The sequence below is a fragment of the Siphonobacter sp. genome (assembly GCF_048595215.1).
Classification (GTDB): Bacteria; Bacteroidota; Bacteroidia; order Cytophagales; family Spirosomataceae; genus Siphonobacter.
Map to the genome: position 1 here is coordinate 13,026 of NZ_JBMDWJ010000289.1, position 19,381 is coordinate 32,406.

9 protein-coding genes are annotated in these 19,381 nt (G+C 50.1%); 5 read left to right on the plus strand and 4 right to left on the minus strand.

Going from position 1 to position 19,381, the window contains the following annotated elements:
- The first annotated feature begins 486 nt into the window (after positions 1–486).
- From ACOJTG_RS18005 to ACOJTG_RS18025, 5 genes are all read left to right on the plus strand, one after another.
- Positions 487–3,540 (plus strand): T9SS type A sorting domain-containing protein, encoded by a 3,054-nt coding sequence (locus tag ACOJTG_RS18005; protein ID WP_420155089.1) that lies wholly within the window; start codon positions 487–489, stop codon positions 3,538–3,540.
- 323 nt (positions 3,541–3,863) lie between these two features.
- Positions 3,864–4,679, plus strand: coding sequence for a DUF6597 domain-containing transcriptional factor (locus ACOJTG_RS18010; RefSeq protein ID WP_420155090.1), 816 nt, complete (start codon positions 3,864–3,866; stop codon positions 4,677–4,679).
- 92 nt (positions 4,680–4,771) lie between these two features.
- Positions 4,772–5,611: an NAD(P)H-binding protein gene (locus tag ACOJTG_RS18015; protein ID WP_420155091.1), complete on the plus strand. Its 840-nt coding sequence runs from the start codon at positions 4,772–4,774 to the stop codon at positions 5,609–5,611.
- A gap of 122 nt (positions 5,612–5,733) precedes the next feature.
- Positions 5,734–6,090 (plus strand): DUF1772 domain-containing protein, encoded by a 357-nt coding sequence (locus ACOJTG_RS18020; protein ID WP_420155092.1) that lies wholly within the window; start codon positions 5,734–5,736, stop codon positions 6,088–6,090.
- A gap of 122 nt (positions 6,091–6,212) precedes the next feature.
- A complete protein-coding gene (locus tag ACOJTG_RS18025; RefSeq protein ID WP_420155093.1) occupies positions 6,213–8,594 on the plus strand; it encodes a PAS domain-containing sensor histidine kinase in 2,382 nt (793 codons plus the stop codon).
- Between the two features lie 65 nt (positions 8,595–8,659).
- Here ACOJTG_RS18025 and ACOJTG_RS18030 read toward each other — a convergent pair whose 3' ends face one another.
- The 4 genes from ACOJTG_RS18030 to ACOJTG_RS18045 form a co-directional block, all read right to left on the minus strand.
- Positions 8,660–11,209, minus strand: coding sequence for a TonB-dependent receptor plug domain-containing protein (locus tag ACOJTG_RS18030; protein ID WP_420155094.1), 2,550 nt, complete (start codon positions 11,207–11,209; stop codon positions 8,660–8,662).
- Between the two features lie 493 nt (positions 11,210–11,702).
- A complete protein-coding gene (locus ACOJTG_RS18035; RefSeq protein WP_420155095.1) occupies positions 11,703–14,291 on the minus strand; it encodes a M14 family metallopeptidase in 2,589 nt (862 codons plus the stop codon).
- 224 nt (positions 14,292–14,515) lie between these two features.
- Positions 14,516–15,841: a RagB/SusD family nutrient uptake outer membrane protein gene (locus ACOJTG_RS18040; protein WP_420155096.1), complete on the minus strand. Its 1,326-nt coding sequence runs from the start codon at positions 15,839–15,841 to the stop codon at positions 14,516–14,518.
- A gap of 10 nt (positions 15,842–15,851) precedes the next feature.
- Positions 15,852–18,899 carry a SusC/RagA family TonB-linked outer membrane protein gene (locus ACOJTG_RS18045; RefSeq protein WP_420155097.1) on the minus strand — a complete coding sequence of 1,016 codons (3,048 nt, stop codon included), beginning with the start codon at positions 18,897–18,899 and terminating at the stop codon, positions 15,852–15,854.
- Positions 18,900–19,381 lie beyond the last annotated feature (482 nt).

Sequence of the window (19,381 nt, forward strand, 5' to 3'; positions counted from 1 at the left end):
ATATTCCACTGTACGAACAAAAAAACATGACGCTTATCAGTATACGTATATCCGATTATTAATTAACTCTGAACAAAGGCGAGTTCAAGCTTTGTAAACGACGTAGTACCTGATTGCTAAGATAAGGCGTAGTACTAGCCGCACGTTTGTGCTTCGCAGTAGAGGGCTACAGTAATGTATCGTTCTCTGCAGAGGTCGTTTTTACCGCTCCAAGATATCCTGATCTCTTCATTACCGGGCCTCTATTCTATTAACCTCCCAGTATTTTGAAAGTCTAAGCTCCTCAAAACACAGGTTGCAACATTTCTCGGTACATCTGCACCATCTCCACAGGTTCTCATTCAGCGGGTATGCGTTACTTCACCAAATATTTGAACGATTCCAATATAAAATAAAACGATAGTAGTATATGCCTCACAGCTTATGGTCATTGCCTTATTGCTGCTTTCAGTTACTACTATCGGTACCACTCTAAACCCTTCTTCAATGAAAAAGCATTACTTCTTATGGGTACTCCTGCTGGTCAGTAGTACGCTGCTCCAGGCTCAGGTCAATTACTACGTTTCCGCCGATGGTAATGATGACAGTAACACGGGGCTAAGTCAACAAAGTCCCTGGAAAACCCTGGCGAAAGTCAATACCATGGCTGCCACGTTCAATCCCGGCGACAGCATTTTGTTCCGGCGGGGGGACGTATTCCGGGGTGAACTCTTACCGCAAAAATCCGGTACGGCCACCGCTTCCATTACGTACGGAGCCTACGGCACGGGATCGCGACCGATCATCAACGGATCACAGCCTCTTTCGGGCTGGAGCGTTTTTCAAGGCAACGTCTGGGTTGCGGACTACGCCGGTCCGATTACGGCCATGAATAATTTTTTCATCAATGGAACGTCCCAACAGATCGGTCGCTACCCCAATGCTGATGCTACTAATCAGGGTTATCTACGTATCCAGTCCGGCAGTGGCAATACTATATTGAACGATAACTCGCTGGCGGGTCAAGACTGGACGGCAGCTACCGCCGTGGTACGGGTGAATCTGTTTTTGCTTAACAAACCCGTAGTTCAGTCGCACACCGGCAGTACGCTCACCTTTGTGGCTCCGGGGGTAGGAAATTATACCATTAATGCGGGCTATGGTTATTTTCTCCAGAATCACCTGGCTACACTCGATCAGCCCGGCGAGTGGTACTTCGATAAATCGGCTAAGAAGATTTATCTCTACTCTACCACGGACCCTAATCAATTACAGACGGAGGCTCCGGTGGTGAGTAGTACGTTCTTTGCCAGTGGAAAAAGTCACCTGAGCATCCAGCAACTGGCATTCACCCAGGCCAATGAGTATGGCATCCGGATCGATAGTACCGCGGGTAGCCTTACCCAAAACATTCGCATTCAGTCCTGTCAGTTTAATAATAATCACAATGCGATGTTGGTTAACCGGGCCGTACAGGTACTGGTCGCCGATAATACGTTTAACCAGACTAACAACAACGCCATTTTCATTACTGCTCGCGACTATGTTTGTAACCGAAATACCATCCTGAATACGGCTCTGCGGGCGGGTATGGGTGAGCCGAACAACAATCAGTACAACGCCATCAATCTAGTAGGCCGAAACGCCACCGCCGCCCACAATGTCATCGACAGCGTGGGGTACTGCGGCATCCGGTTTGAGGGTACTAATCTTCGGGTTCATAACAATCAGGTTTCCAACTTTGCCCGGGTCAAGTGCGACATAGGCGGCATCTATACGTTCAAGGGCTTCGCTCCGGCTACGTACGGGTACGGCAACAACCGGGTGATTGGCAATGTCGTGCGTCAGGCGTATCCAAATCTCTTTGGTACTACGTCCCGCGTCGTCAATTCCAATTACGCCTGTGGCATTTATATGGATGGGAATAGTTTGGGAAATCTGGTGGAAGGCAATACCGTCTATCAGGTGATGGGAGCCGGACTGATGCTTAACGTTACTACGTCAGGGCATACCGTACGCAACAATACGTTTTACGACAACATGTACGGCTTCGGCTATTTCCCCGATAGCAAACCCGCTTCCCGCAATCATCGGGTGGTACGTAATATTTTCTACGCCCGGTCACTCAATCAACAGGGTGGACTGGTACAAACCGGCAGTGCGGTGTATCTGCCTTTAGTGGGTACGCTGGATAGTAACTACTACAGCCAACCCTTTGAGAAAGACCCCACCTTTGTTCAAACCGTCACGACGGCTACTACCCCACGCGTTTCGAAAGCCCTGATCCTCAGTAAGTGGCAGCAACTATCGTATGATCCTCATGGGGTGTATGGGCAGACGTACCAGTCGCCCGTGGTTGTACAATCCGAAGGGCCTAACCGCATTACGGTCAGCAATAATAGCCAGTTCAACACTGGACTTACGACCGGAGCAACGGCCTATACGCTTACACCTACCAGTGGTACCAGTGCTCCCGCCTGGGATAATACGGGACAGTTAGATGGCGGATCGTTACGGCTAAACCTGACGGATACCACGACAACAAAGTCATCCCGGGCCGTCATTAATGTCGGTACGCTTACGTTTGGCAAGTACTATCGGCTAAGATTTTCGGCCAAAGGCAGTCGGGATACGACGGCGTTACAGGTGGCTCTCTTATCCTCAGCCTCTTCAAACTTTGGCGTTTGTAAACTGAAAACGGTGACGTTGTCGACTACACGTACGGAAGTCGAATTACTATTGAGTCCTAATTATACCAACGACAATACCTTCTTGAGTCTTACTTTACACGATCCACAAAGCAAAATCTGGCTGGATAATATCGTTTTCAGCGAACTCGAAGTAACGGAAAATGATCCGACCAATTACGTTCGTTTTGAAGTAAACGCCGATAGTACTAGCCGAACGGTCAATTTAGGCGGCGAGACCTATACGGATGTACGGGGTGTGACGTACACGGGCACATATACCGTGTCACCGTTCAGTTCCGTCATTTTGCAAAAACAGATCAACGGTCCCCTGCCTTTACGCCTGCTTCATTTTTCGGCTGCCGATGAAAATTGTAATATTCGGTTTCGCTGGAAAACGGCCGATGAACGGAACATCAACCGATTCATCATCGAGCAGAGTGCGGACGGAAAGCATTTCGTACCCTTTACTTTCGCTTTGCCCACCGGAAAATCCCGGAACAATTACTCTATGCTCTCCTTGATTTCCAGCGAAGGAATCAATTATTTCCGCCTTAAAATTCTGGATGAGGATCAATCCTACGCTTACAGTTCGATTATATCCCTGCAACAGGCCTGTCCGGACGTCCTTCAAATCGACCTGTACCCGAACCCGGCCCCGCAACTGATGCATTTACGATTCCAGGAAGACTGCTCGACTCCGGTACACGTTAGCGTTCTCACGACACAGGGTCGGATTGTCATACCCGAACAATCTTTTGTAAGCTCCCCTACGCAGCCGGTCGCCGTACAGATTGGGTCCTTAGCTTCGGGCACGTATCTGGTCAAGATTCAACGCGAGGGTAAAGTGTACGTGAAGAGATTAATAAAATAATGATCCGCAGACCTTTGAGTGACGTTAGAAACGCCGTTTTTGAACCTGTTTTTAGTGCTTTTTTTAACGCTGAAAAATTTGAGGTATTACGGAATGCCAGTAAGCTTACTGAAAGCTTAATAGCTTGCCCTCAGGTTCCGTTCATCCGACTTCGCTTTTGAGAATTAGGATTAAGCCGTATCTCGCACAGGTTTTAGGTAACTCGCTGAATTACGCCAGACGACTAAGTCTGGCACCCGACGATTGCAGAGAGTACTCCTTTTTATAAGAAAGGAGTACTCTCTGCCTTCTTACGGATTTGCGTACTTCTATTCTCCATTCGTATGGCCTATCAATTTGTTGCTCCCCCACCCGCCCTGGCTGCGTATGTGCAGGCGATCTGGTACCTCGAAACACCCGTATCGCAAATATCCGGGCCGACGTTCCGCGTACTGGCGGATGGCTGTCCCGGCCTCATCTTTCAGCAATCCGAAAGTGGTTCATTCTATCAATACGAGAAGCCCCTACCCCCCTTGTACCTCTATGGACCGGCTACGCAGTACACGCAGTTGCATTTTCCCGGTAGCTTTCGCGTAATTGGCTTTTGCTTTTATCCCCACGCGTTGAAGACCCTTTTTCAGCTGGATGCCTCAGCTCTAACGGACCGCTGTCTGGGTTTGGGGGAACTGTCCATTCCTCAAACGCAGCATTTGTCCGAGCAGCTCATGCATCAGGCAACGGTGTCTGCCCAAATCGATCTTCTGTCGGCATACCTCGTTCAACATTCGCAACAAACATCCGCGACTCCTGATCCTACGCTCCATCAGGCTTTGCAATTAATCCATCAGCAAAAGGGCGATCTGTCCATGAAGCAATTGCAAAAGCAGACCGGGCTTTCCGAGCGAAGTCTGGAGCGTCGGTTTAAACACTACGTTGGCCTTTCGCCTAAACTCTGGAGCAGTATTTACCGCTTTCAAAGCTCAGTGGAACAACTGAATCACAATCGCTATACGAAGCTTTCCGACGTTGCCTTTGATCGCGGGTATGCCGACCAGTCCCATTTTATTCGGGCCTTCCAGACCTTCGCGGGTCTTTCACCCCAGGCGTATCTTCGGCAAAACAGACAGATTCTCGGTAATTTTTCGAGTTCGCCCTTCTAGTGTCGGTTTTGTTCTAGGGCCGTGGTTTTCAGTCGGATACTTTTGAAACAGCTTCTCACCGAGGAAGTTTTTCATTCGTAAACGTTGTAAACATGCACACTAGTAAACCTATTCTCGTGCTGGGCGGAACCGGCAAAACCGGCCGCCGGATCGTCGAACGCCTTCAAGCTCAGAACGTTCCCGTACGAATCGGGTCGCGTCGCAACCAACCCGCCTTTAACTGGTATGACGCTACCACCTGGCCCGCCGTACTCAACGGTGTGGAAGCCGTGTACATCAGCTTTCAGCCCGATCTGGCCATTCCCGAAGCCTTTGATATCATTCGTTCGTTTGTAGAAAAGGCCGTGCAGCAGGGGGTTCGCCGCCTTGTCCTTCTATCCGGCCGGGGAGAAGAAGCCGCTGAACGGTGCGAACAAATCGTCATGAACGCTGGCCTGGAATGGACCGTGTTACGAGCGAGCTGGTTTCATCAGAATTTTAGTGAAAGTTTTTTTCTGGAAGGTATACAGCAAGGCCAGGTGGTGTTGCCCGTAGCGGACGTTCGGGAACCCTTCATCGATGCCGAGGACATTGCCGAAGTGGCCGTAGCCGCTCTGACGCAGCCCCAGCATACGGGGCGAGTGTATGAATTGACGGGTCCTCGCCTGCTGACCTTCGCCGAGGCCGTTCAGACCATTGCCCGCTACACCGACCGATCAATCACCTACGAAACGGTTCCGCTGGAATTATACCTTGCCGCTTTGCAGGAACAGGGTACGCCTTCTGAACTGGTAGCCTTACTCGCGTATCTGTTCAGCGAAGTACTCGACGGTCGAAACGCCTCGCTGACTCCTGACGTAGCACACCTACTGGGTCGCCCGCCTATTGATTTTGACACCTATGCTCAACGAACGGCGGCCTCGGGACTATGGAATTCCTCCTTGACCGTATAAATACCATCCTTTTGGTGAGTTCCGCCGTCGGTACTGCCTTAATGGCGGGACTCTTCTTCGCGTATTCGTGTTCGGTAAATCCGGGCCTTCATAGCCTATCAGATTCGAGTTATTTAGCGGCGATGCAAGCTATTAATCGGGCGATTCTCAATTCCGTTTTCCTGCTTTGCTTTCTGGGAACAGCCGTTTGGTTACCCCTCAGTTGTTTTTTGAACCGTCATCATCCGGCCCGGACGGCTTGGTTACTGGCCGCCAGTATCTGTTATGGCGTAGGCGTACTGGGCGTGACGCTGGCCGGAAACGTGCCCCTCAATGAAGCGTTGGCGAGTTTTGATTTGCGTACGGCCAACCCGGAGCAACTCGCCCGTCAACGCGTGATTTTTGAAGAACCCTGGAATCGGTTCCATACCATTCGCACCATAGCGGCTATTTTGACGGAACTGATGGTGGTACTGGCTCTGCTACAACCAGAGGATTGATTGGGGAGCCGAATCATCCCTTTCCCGCTTGGTTGACACGAACATGTTTTAATTATTGTCCGTTTATAGCCAACCTTTTAGGTTTAGGTTAGTTACCATACCGTACCCAAACGGATTAAAACATGGCCGAATCCCCTAAGCCATTTTCCCACTTACCCGCCGCGGACGAGGAGCGGTTGAAACTCCTTTTACAGACCCATGGAGTCGGTACCTGGGTCTATGATTCCAGACAAGGGCTTCTTCGCTGTGACGCCGTTAGTCAGGAGCTTTTTGGCTTTCCCCTCAGCACCGATCTTCCGTACGAAGCCTGGTTGCAGACGCTAGGCAAGTCAGATCAGAAGCGGGTCGAATCCGTTTTTCAAGATGAAAGTCTTACTTCGTCGCTGGATATGCAGTGCCGTAATGTGTTGACCAATCGCTGGATTCGGTTACGAGCCAGTCGAATCGGACCTTCATTAACTGGTTTGGTAGAAGTCATTCCTCAGGATCGACTGCCCATCATGCCCGTAAGGCAGGCTTTTAAAACGCTACTAGAGCATTCTCCTATCGCCGTTGCCCTAGTAGACAAGGAAGGTTGGATCTACCAGATGGTTAATCCCTACTATACAAAGCTGGTCAGCCATGTTTCGGAAACGCTACTGGGGAAATCCATCCATGAAGCCATGCCCGAGCTGATGGACCAACGTTTTGAACAGGTTTTGGAGCATGTATTACAAACGAGTCGGCCTCTGGTAACCAGAGAAGTGGCCGTATACGTGTCTAATGCTGATGAAGTAGAAATCCTATATCTGGATTTTACGTACCAGCCCCAGCGTAATGATGAAGGGGAGATTACGGGTGTGCTCGTGGTTGGCATTGATGTCACCGCTCAGGTACAGGCCCGCAAAGCGGTTGAAGCCAGTGAAGCTAAGCTGAAAGCTTTGGTTGAAACCGCTCCCATCGCGATTGGATTATTTGTGGGGCATGAATTGCGGATTGAGTTACCCAATCAGGCTTTTATTGATATTGTGAGTAGAGGCCCGGACATTGTAGGAAAGCCGCTTCGAGAAGTCATGCCCGAGCTTGAGAATCAGCCTTTTCTGCAAATTCTCGATGAGGTGTATACGACGGGTAAAATGTACCAGAATTACGAAATGGGGGCAAACATCGTGCAGAACGGCGTATTGACTCATTATTTGTACAACATCACCTACAGTCCGCTATTTGATAAACAAGGTCAGGTATACGCTATTCTGGGCATTGCCGCTGACGTAACGCCCGTAGCTCTGGCTCGGCAACAGCTCCAGGAGGCCGAAGAAAGTTTGCGGGGAGCTATTGAACTGGCTCAATTGGCTACCTGGAGCCTCGATTTGGAAAGCAAAACGTTTACGTACTCCGAACGCTTACGGGACTGGATGGGCTTGTCCGAACTAAGTTCTGTTCCCGACGAAGTTTACGATTTAGTACCGGAGGAGTCCCGACAACTAGTCATTGAGCAAATTGATGCAGTGATTAAGGGTTCCGGGTATTATGAGAATGAACACATCATTACGCATCGACAGACGGGCTACCAGCGGATTGTGCACGCCCAGGCCCAAGTGTACCACGATGCACAGGGCAAACCCTACAAACTCGCGGGAACGGCTCAGGACGTTACGCAGGAGCGGGAGACGCAACGGGCTCTGGAACAGTTGGTACAGCAACGAACGGAAGAATTAGCTACGACGAACGAAGAGCTGGCTGCGATCAATGAACAATTGGAAACTAGCAACGAAGAGCTGGAAGAGTCTAACTTACTCTTTACCCGCTCGAACGAAAACCTGGAACAGTTTGCCTACATCGCCTCCCATGACTTGCAGGAACCGTTGCGGAAAGTACAGCAGTTCGGCGATATTCTGATGAGTCGTTACAGCAGTCAGCTGGGCGATGGCATCATGTATCTGAAACGAATGCAAGTTGCTTCCCAACGGATGTCCTTACTGATTGATGACCTACTGACCTTTTCGCGACTTTCTTCCAACCAGGAATTTACCCAACTCGTATCCCTGACGGAAATCGTGAAAACGGTGCTTTCGGATTTAGAACTCAGTATTCAGGAATCGAAAGCTTCCATTCATCTGGAACCGTTACCCACTCTTCGGGGCGATGTACTTCAATTAGGGCAACTTTTCCTGAACATTTTGAGCAATGCATTGAAGTTTCGTCAGCCAGAGCTGGCTCCTAGCATCCGCATTCATACAACACATCTGGGGTTGGATGAGCTACCCGAAGATCTACAACCCGCTCGAATGGCGGAGACGTATACATGTATTACCATCGCAGATAACGGCATTGGATTCGATCAACAATATAGTCAGCGAATCTTTCAGCTTTTCCAGCGATTACACGGCAAAAGCGAGTATCCCGGTACGGGTATTGGCCTGGCGATTTGTGAAAAAGTAGTTCGAAATCATGGGGGAGCTATTACTGCGGAAAGTCAACTGGGTCAGGGATCAACGTTTCGAATCTACTTCCCCATAGGATAAATTATTTAGTAGCCTTAGTGCCAGAAAGACAGAAAATTCCTACTCCATCGTTTCCTGATTTCTACTCACCAGGCTTTTAATACGAGCGACGTGTAGTACAGTCCTCCGACACTGGGGCCAGCCTTGAAGGTGGTGTACGGGCGGTTAAACACGTTCGTACCTCCTACTTTTACCAGCAACCAGGAAAAATCATAGCTCATCTGAGCATCGAACGTATGAATGGCGGGCACCTGACCCGTTGCCAGGGAGGATTGCCAGAGAAAGGCACTTTGGTATTTATAATTCAGTGAAAAACCGAATGACTTCCACAAGGCCGGATTTGCCAACCCAACATTAGTAATCCATTGGGGCGTATTGAAGGCTTCTTCGAGACCGTCTCCCTGATCCGTCCGGTCCAGGCGAGCCAGTGAGGCATTTCCCGTCACGGTCCATTCCCGTACCAGGGCATACCGAATTCCTACACTGGAGCCATAATTATAAACCCGGGTTTTTGAGTTGGTCCAGAGCCGATAGCGATCTTGTTGCGTTCGGTCAGCCAGGTAATAGGCCAGTGAATCAGGATTGGATTTCTTCGGAATATTGGCTTCAACCTGAGCGATGAAATTCCGATACACGTTGTAGTAAAAATCAACGTCGATGTATAGACGTTTCTTGAAAAACAAGCTCCGATACCCCACTTCCAGACTGTTCACCTGTTCGGGTTGCAGGTAGGTGTAGGTGTTTTTGCGTAGTAAGCCCTTGTTTTTCTGAATGGCCTGTTCAGTAGTCAGCTGATGGGTGTTGACATCGGTATTGATCGCTGCCTGAAACGCGTCGATGGAGGTACGGAAATAGGAACGTTCGAAAATGCCCTGCGACATTACCTTCAGCCCTCCTACGCGTTTTACCCCACCGGAATTAACATTGGAAAAGGCCTCGAACAGCGACGGGTATCGATAGCCCGTCTGGTACGAAGCTCGCACATACTGTTCAGCGGCGGGCGAAAATACGGCCGTTACCAGCGGATTTAGTCGCGGTGTAAAGTACTGATTTTTATCCAGTCGCAGGGAGCCGGTTAGTTTCAACCGTTCACCCCAGAACGTCCGCGAAGCCTGCACAAATCCGCCCGCTTTGCGATATTGAAGATTCCGATCCGTACCATTCGGATTAATAAAATAGTTGCCATCGGGAAAGACTACGTATTGCCTAAAATCACCTCCAGCTAAGAGATGAAGCTTGGTTTTTTCCTGAAACGCAGGGCCCAGCAGGCGACTGACTTCCACTTGAGCTTCCCCGTGATACAGCCAGGATTTTACCCGCAGGGCTGCTCCCCTATCCCAGTTATTAATGGTCCGCAAACGACTGACTTCCGCATCAAAAGCGGGTGTACCAGGCTGTATTCGTCCCTGATCAGCCTGATTACGGGCTTGTTGCAGAGCCTGGACTACGCTTTGTCCGGCTTGCGTAGCTGCGGTAAACTGACTGGAAAAATCACTAAACCAGCGATCATCGGATTTGAACGAGCGATCCATATTTTCCGCCATTGAACGGATGTTGTAGGAATCGCCCGTGTTTTCGGCGGTGCGGTACAATCGCACCAACAAGGCCGGAGACTCCAGTACTAGCCCCTGCTGACTGAGTCGGTAATTTTCCAGTCGAAAGCGGTTGGTTCGCTGGTATACGTTGTTGAGCGTAGCGGCTTTGTAATGGTATGAAAGCGTCCAGCCGGGTTTCAACCGCCAGTACAAAGCCACGTCACCTCGTAGGTTTCGAAGTCGTAAATCAGTAATATCATTTTCAAAATAGCCCGTTCGCGAGACTACGTACTTCTTGCCGCCCAGTGTCAGCGTACGCCGATTGGCGGACTCGTCGCCGTACTGATTGACCCGATCACTTCCGGGATTATTCAGACCTGTCAAACCAAGGGAGGCGTTGGCATTGGTGTTCAGGTCGGCAGCGTCGCGAGCGATCCAGTCGTACCCCTGCTGGTAGGTAAGGTTGATTTTGAAGGCAAACCGGTTCCCCAAAGGCTGGGCGTATCGCAGACTGGTTTCAGTATAAAGCTGGGGTGAAACCTGCGATTCTCCAACGTGATTGACTCCCGTTTTCTGACCAATGGTTAATCCGGGTGACGTGAAAGGATCTTTGGTAATCAGCTGGGCTAAGCCGTTCAAGGCACTTAATCCATACAGGGCCGAGGCCGCTCCCGGTACGATTTCCACCCGTTCAATATCCAGATCCGAAGGAGCCAGAGCACTGGCAATGGGAGATCCGATGTGCGGAGCCTGATTGTCCATTCCGTCCACCAGTTGCACAAAGCGTACGTTGGTTGGATTGGCAAAGCCACGGGTGTTGTAAACTTTAAAACCCAGGCTGGAGGTGAGTAGCTGCACGCCTTTCAGATTTTCAATCGCGTCGTAGTACGAGGGTTGAGCCGAGTACCGAATCTGACGGGCATTCAGTAACTCGATACTAAGCGGCGATTGCAACAGCCGTTCGGGCACCCGCGAAGCTGTAATCACCAGCTCCTGAAGCTGCACATTACGCGACGTATCCGACCGAAGACTATCGGGCCGAGTTTGTGCCTGGAGTAAAACACTAGTCAGGAAGAAGGTAAAAAGTAGAGCGTATTTCATGAATCGTTATTTCCGTTTGAATATAACGACTTATGGACGGGATATGTTTATCGAAATATAACGTTGCATTGCCCATGGGTTACACCCATGGCTAATCAAGTGAAACCCCTCCGGGGTTGAATGCTATCTCTTTCATTTGTCATGCAAGCTTGCACGCCGACTTGCCAACCCCAGAGGGGTTCAATATTCATAGCCCCGTATGTAATGCAGGGAACCAAATGGCTGACCATGGGTTGCACCCATGGCTAATCGAATGGAACCCCTTCGGGGTTAAACGGCTCTCTCTCCTATCTCACGCAAACTTGCACGTCCGATTCGCCAACCCTGAGGGGGTTCAATGTCCATAATCCTGCATGCAATGCGGGGAAAATTGCAAAGACAGTTGGTAACTGCCGGATGGCAGATACAGGTTTGGAAACCTGCACCAGTGAAAAAAAGCCGTCATCGGAGTTCCGACAACGGCTTCATAAACTATTCAGGCCAAACTATTGAATTACTCCTCAGCAGCTCCCAGAAAAGCTGACTGTAACTGAATCAGATTTCCGTAAAAAAGAGCATTCAGAAACAACCGATTCGTCCCGTGCCAGTAGTGGCGATAAGTGGGGTCTTCAGCGAACAGGATGACTTTCCCATGACCGAGTTGTCCAACCAGAATTGATGCGGTATTATTGATTTTAGCTACATTCTCCTTGGAAACGTAACCACTGATGTATGAGGAAGGCAGGTATTTGGCCACCGTTGCGTACTTGTCTTTGCTCGGTAACAGAATCGTGTTACCCGTTTTCGTGAAGAAAATTTTTCGATCATTTAGGCCAAACGCAATGGGATTCGTAATGTCAATGTCCGCCAGGAAAATCCCCCCGTTGATGCGTCGCGGAGCCTCCGTTTCGGCCCGGGTAGCGTAATCAACGCGGGTGACGGATGCGTTGCGACGCGTAGCCGAAGAATCGACAAACACGCGTTCTTTCGCAAAACCCTGGCTGATGGCCCACTCCGAAGCCGTACGGAAGGTGATCAGCGTACCACCCCGGCTTACCCAAGCTTTCAAGGCATCGACGGTTGGCTTGCTCCACTCGCGGTACGTTCCGTTGGGTAATACCAGCACCTGATAGCGATCCAGTGAAACGCGTTCCAGACTTTGCGGATCCAGCTTACTGACGGGCAATTGCAGGTGTTCATTCAACAGAAACCAGACCTGACCAGCTTCGGCTAGTCCCGACGTGGCTCCAGTGATCAGAGCTACTTCGGGTTTGCGTACGGGCAGAATGTTATTGCTACCTAAATCAATGCCTTCCAGACTAAAACCCGTAGAAGTAGTTGCAAAGGTCAGGTTGGAGCGACGCGACGCTTCTTCTACCGCACGGTACAGACTGTCCGAACTGATTTTTTGACCAGCTACCGGAATCACCAACGAGCCGTAACTGAATTTCTGCGGCCCCGTAGCAGTCTGACTAGTGAAAGGTTTCAGCGAGGTCTTTACCAGTACTCCCTGTGAAAGCAGGGAATACAAAGCCCGTGAAGCATTGTATTCCGACCAGTTGAGCAAGTACGCCAACTGAGCCTTACCACCCGCTACACCTCCCTGCACGGTCGGCACGGCGGTAACGGCCTGTCCTAGCGAAGGTACCGAGTTGAGTTTGGCCTGTTGAATACCATACGCGTGTACAACCGACCACGACGTGTTATCGTAGAACGTACTGTCTTTCAATTTTGGGGTTTCTTCAAACAAGGAATGTACGATTCGGAAAAAGGGTTGCTCGGCGGGAACCACGTAGGCTTTTCCCTTCTCGAATTTTTTGCCATCGGCGGTTACGTCGGCATTCAGAGTATACACCTTCAGACGGTGTCGTAACACCAGCGATAACAGTTTATTCGTCAGCGAAACATCGCGACTGTCGCCGAAGACAAACGCCTTGGCTGGGTTAGCCTTGCCTTGAGTAACGGCCGATTTGAAAAAGTCCTTTTGCAGTTTAAATAGATTTTCTTTTTCGGCCAAAGCTCCTTTGAGCGTAGCCAAACCCGTTACCAAGTGATTACGAATGGTAAATGGAAATGTAACGGGACCGGACGTACTTTCCTGCACCAGTCCTCGCGAACTGCCCTGCTCGAAGGTTACACCAACGGCTCCGTAGAAATCAGGATACGTCGAACCGTAAATGGGCGACAGGTTGTCGAAGCTTTCTTTGGTAAAATACAATGAGCCAATCTTGTCGAGGGCTTCGGCGTGGTATTTAGCCAGCGTCGCATTGAAATCGTAAGATGACTGTGGCAACAGCGGACTTTGGTGACCCGCTGGCGTAGGTTCGAAATAGTACGTACTGTTCGTACCCATTTCGTGAAAATCGATGTGCACGTTAGGATACCACTGATGCGAGAAATCGACCCGGTTCTTGCTTTCAATCTGCTCGGCACTCAGCCAGTCGCGATTTAAATCCGTAAAATAGTGGTTGACGCGACCACCGGGAAAACCCTGAAGGTGTTCCAGATCCGCCGGATCGGATACCGGCGGAAACGACTTGTACATGTTATGCCAGTTGGCCGCCCGGTCGCGACCATCGGGATTTTGTGCAGGATCGATTAGGATAACCGATTCTTTGAGATACTGAGCCGTTTCGGCACTTTGGTTGGCTACCAGATAATATGCCGTCAGCAGGGCTGCTTCGCCACCGGACGTTTCGGCTCCGTGTACGCTATAGCCCAGCAGCACGATCACCGGATCGGCCTTGGTCAAATTGGGTTGAGCCGGGTCAGTGACGGTGAGGTGTTTCTGGCGAATCTTTTCCAGATTACTATAATTCTCCGGAGCCGTGACCGTCAGTATGATCTGTGGCCGTTCTTCGTAACTCTTACCAATGACCTGCACGTGAGCCTTGCCATTCGACGTACGTTCGAGTTCTTTAAAGTACGCAACAATCTGATCGTGACGGGTATAATGCGTTCCAATCGGGTAACCCAGGAATTGCTCGGGACTGGGAATGCGGGGATCAAACGTACCCGTATTTGGAAAGTAATACGACTGCTGAGCCCACAGCGAAGAACTGGCGAGCAGGAGGAAAAGAAAAAGTATCAATCGTTGGTTCATTGGGAAAAGGAATACGAGGTGAATGAAGAAGTATTACGATTTGATTTCAGCGTCTTTGATTATCAGGTATTCAAACGCCTACTACTAGATTAATTAACCTTGTACATAACGCACGGCTGGCTTAGCTCTCAGTCTTAGATGATCATACCGACTATTCAACAACCAGCCACGAACAACCCATAACTCTATAGACGAGACGAACTGCCAATCATACGCCACCCACATCAATATCCTGGATTTTGCTCCAGATCCGGATCGGATAAAACATCCTGGTACGGAAAGGGAAATACCCAGTATTGCGAGTTGGTCAGGCCCAACACGGCAACGGTGCGGCCCGTACGTACCAGATCGAACCAGCGGTGGGCCTCAAAAGCAAATTCGACGTTATTTTCCTCCTCAATAGCCAACAATAAAGCGTCTTTTGTACTCGCGGTAGCGGCTGCAACATCCGCCCGACTACGTACCGTGTTCAGATCCGCTAAAGCTTCGGTAAGCTTGTTTTGCTGAGCCCGTGCTTCGGCTCGTATCAGGTATAACTCGGCAATACGAATGACGTAGGAAGGATCCGTACTCGTCGCCGAGGTATTGTAGAGCACACCGTATACGTTGTTACCCGTACCCGCCAGCAGAGCTTTGCGACTGCCGCCGATCGCTGGGTTATTTAATTTCTCCACGATCGTGGCCGAAGGTTTCAAGGTATACTGTCCACCCAGCGAGCTGGGGTACCATAAATTCCAGTAACTATTTCGGTTATTGGTAGAAAAGCTCAGTTCAAAAACCGACTCCTGACTCAAAAACGGCGACGTAAAAAAGGTTTTGTACGGCTTCACCAAGGCATATTTCGTATTGCCAATGACCTGACTGGCGTATGTTTCAGCCTCCGCCCACTCCTTCCGGTACAGATGCACGCGAGCCCGCAAGGCACGGGCCGTACTTTTCTGAGCCCGGTTCCGGGTCGTGGCATCTTCGGCCAGTAGCTCTTCGGCTTTGGTCAAATCGGCCAGCACCTGATCGTAGGTCTGCTTCAGCGTACTGCGTTTGATTCCCTTCAGTCCGTCCAGCGTAGTAGTGGGCGTCAGTTGTAACTGTACCCCACCCCAGGCCCGACCCAGGTCGAAGTAGCCTAGAGCACGAATGAAATAGGCTTTGCCCAGAATGGTATTTTTTTCCGTACTGCCCAGATTTGGATCGTTGATGGCCGGGACGTAAGCGATGATGCTATTCACCGTATTGATGGCCCGGTAGATGCTCTGGTACACATCCAGCGTAATGGCATTATCGGGTGTAACGGCATTCTGATCCAGTTGTAGGTACTGACTCAACGTTCCGTTAAAAATGACATTATCCGTCGTAATCGTGCCCAGCGTGGGATAACCGCTGGCGTAGTAGCTCTGCACGCGGGAGTACGCCCCGTTAATGGCAGCCCGAGCCGTACCCGCATCCCGAATGGCCGTAGCGGCGGGGAGGGCATTATTGGGCGTTTCGTCCAGGTATTTGTCGCAGGAAATCAGGCTGGCCGTCAGCACAGCCGCAAGGATATATCGTTTCATGAATCGAAGATTATAAAGTGACACTCAAACCGGCCTGTACCGTTCGGGGCTGGGGTACCGTCGCCCAGTCGTAGCCCGCCGTGTTCTGGTTATTACTTTGTGAGTTCACTTCCGGGTCAAGTCCGGAATAGCGGGTGAAGGTGAGCAGGTTGGCAATTTGTACGTAGGCCCGTACTACCGACAAACGGGCTCTGCGGGTAATCGCATCCGGTAGCGTGTAACTCAGGGACACGTTTCGCAGCCGGATGAACGAGCCATCGAGCAAATACCGGGTACTCTGATTGGTCACGTTTCCGCTGTAATTGTTAGATGCTCCGCCGTTGACGGTGGGATCGCCACTGTAGGTCGTCATCCGGGGAATGTCCGTAACGTCACCCGGTTTTTGCCAGCGTTCGAGTTGCCGGGGAATAAAGCCGATGAAGTTCTGCGTACCTCCGTGTACCAGGAAGAAATCATGCATACTCATGATTTTATTACCCTGCTGGAAGTAAAAGAGAAAGTTCAAGTCGAATCGTTTGTACGAGAGCGTATTGGTAAGTCCGCCCGTAAAACGCGGTAGGGCATTGCCCACTATTTGCCGATCCGCGGAGGTAATCAGTCCATCTTTGTTGACATCCTCGTATACGGCATTGCCCGTTTGTGGGTCTACGTAAAGCTGTTTGTACAACTGAAACGAGTTGACGGAGTAGCCCTGCCGCAGAATGGAAATATTCCGACCCGAAGCTCCCTGAGCAATATCCGAGGCCAGTTTTTCAATGCGATTCCGGTTGAAGGAAATATTGAAATCCGTGGACCAGCGAAAGTCCGATCCCGCGAAATTTTCGGAATGAATCGAAAACTCAACGCCTTTGTTACGGACTGCCCCGTAGTTCTGCAAATACGTCGTAAAACCGGAACGCGAAGGTACGGGGACGTTCAGCAGCAGATCGTAGGTGTACTTGTTGTAGTAATCCACGATAAAACTGAGTCGGTTTTTGAAAAAGCTGAACTCCGTACCAATATCGACCTGACGGGTTGTTTCCCAGGTAAGTTGTCGGTTTTCGAGCTGCGAAGGAGCAATACCTGCCGCATCCAAGTAGTTCGCTCCCGACGACCATAAACCCTGAGCGGCGTACGGCCCGATGCCATTTTGATTGCCACTCAGACCCAGACTGGCTCTGAATTTCAGGTCACTAAAGACGTTTAAATCCTCAATGAATGATTCGTGGGAAGCGTTCCAGGCTACCCCGCCCGAAGGGAAATACCCCCAACGGCGGTCGGCCCCGAATTTGGACGAGGCATCGGCCCGCAAACTGGCATCGAATGTAAACCGATTGTCATAGGTGTAACTGGCCTTTCCGAAGAAACTAAGCAACGTAGCCCGGCTCCGACCGGAAGAGCCCGTGGTGGTAGCGGCTACCGAGATCGCCGTCAGATCGTTACTGGCAAAGTTCTGACCCGACGCACTCGTGCTTTCGTTCAATACCCGGTTGAACGTATTGCCTACCAGTGCATTGATCCGGTGCTTTTCCCCAAAGGATTTGATGTAGGTAAGCACCTGTTCATTCGTAAAAATCAGGTTTTTCGTTTCAAACGAAGTCGCCGCTCCCCGGGTGGCAATCCCGGCGGCAATGAGCGTGTTGCTGTAGTTGTTTTCGTACATATCCGTATTATCCAGACTCCAGCTACTGCGTAAGGTCAGCTCCGGCAGGATATGTAATTCGGCAAATACGTTACCAATGGTCCGCCATCCGACGGCCTGGTTATTCAGATTATTGATGAGAGCCAGGTGGTTATCGAAACTACCCGATCGGGCGTAGGTACCATCTTCGTTGAAAATGGGCAGGTACGAACGTGGGAAAATAGCCGAGTTGATGACGCCCGTGGGGTTGTTATCATTACTGCTGACGTTGCGGAACGAACGCGTCACGTTGATACTATTGCCCAGCTTGAGTTTGTCGGTTAAGTAATTGTCGTAGTTGAAACGAAGGGTATATCGTTCAAAATCAGATGGTTTGACGATAGACTCCTGCTTGAGATAGCTAAATCCGGCAAAATAGGTACTCTTGGCCGTACCACCCTGAGCCGACAGATCGTACGCGGACGTAGAAGCTACCCGAAACAGATCGCTGATGCGGTCGTACGTAGGCACGGTGCTAGGATTGGGAAAAGGCAGAGCAACCGTAGTAGGGTCCAGACCGCGATCCTGAGCGGTATTCCGAACGGCCTCGTTGACCAGCGTGGCGGTTTCGGGACCCGTAGTGGCTTTGAATTTTTTAATGGCGGACGACCAGCCGTGCGACACGTTGGCGGTGATTTTAGCCCGACTATTCAGACTTCCCCGCTTCGTGGTGACGATCACAACCCCGTTGGCTCCCAGTGAACCGTAGATGGCAGTAGCGTTGGCATCTTTTAAGACCTGAATACTCTCAATATCAGCCGGATTGATGTCAGCCAGCGGATTAGATTGCTGCTGTTGTCCCAGACCCGTACGGATGGGTTCACTCGTGCTGACAAAAACCCCGTCAATAACGTACAGCGGATCGACGGAGGCGTTAATGGAGTTGTTCCCCCGAATGCGAAAGGTAATCCCGCCACCGGGTACGCCGGAGTTCGACTGCACCTGCACCCCCGTCACCTTGCCCTGTAAGAGTTGGTTGAAACTGGCGGCGGGTACGTTTTTGAGTTCTTCCCCGGAAATTTTCGCAATCGAACCGACAATGTCTTTTCGATTTTGGGTACTATAACCCGTAATGACCAGTTCGTTAAGCTGTCGGCTGTCGGGTTTGAGCTCGATGGTTAAACGCGTCTGACCGTTTAGCGTAATTTCCTGGGATTCAAAGCCGATATAACTTATGCGTAGGATGGTTGAACCTGCCGGAACGCTCAACTGAAAAGAACCATCGGGCTGCGTCAATGCCGCTGATTGCGTGCCTTTGATTTGTACGGTCGCTCCTACCAGAGGTTCCTGATCAGTAGAAAGAACTTTGCCTTGGAGCGATACGGTTTGAGCAAAGGTTGCGTGACTCAGCAACCAAACCGTAAGCCATACCAAAGGACGAGGTATACTTGTTTTCATACACGAAGAATTTGATGGTTTGAAAGAATCGGGGAGTACAGGGAAAACTCAACAGGCTCAAGACCTACCCAAGCATTGGGCAACAGATACAACATTTAGAAGCCATCAGCGAATCAGATTTGTTCATTAGGGAAGATTTGACTATGTATTAAGTCTATAGATTTTATAGATTAATGGCCGCAAGTAAGTAAAACCTTTTCGTACTTTGATCAATACGCGAGTGATTTCTTAAAAAAATGAGAGGTCTTATTAGCTCATGTCCTTAAAATCCATTGATTCTGAATGCATTAATTTGATCCAGAATTTCATAATTTCTATCGTTCTATGGAGAAGATTGAGAACCGGTACTAATCGATTTCACGTAATTAGATAAACTTAATGTACATGGTTCCGTTTTTTCATACGATTGCTTTTTCTTCACTTGCGAGTACGTAACCACTTGTAACCGTAAACCCTTTTTATTCTTGATGTATAATCTTAAA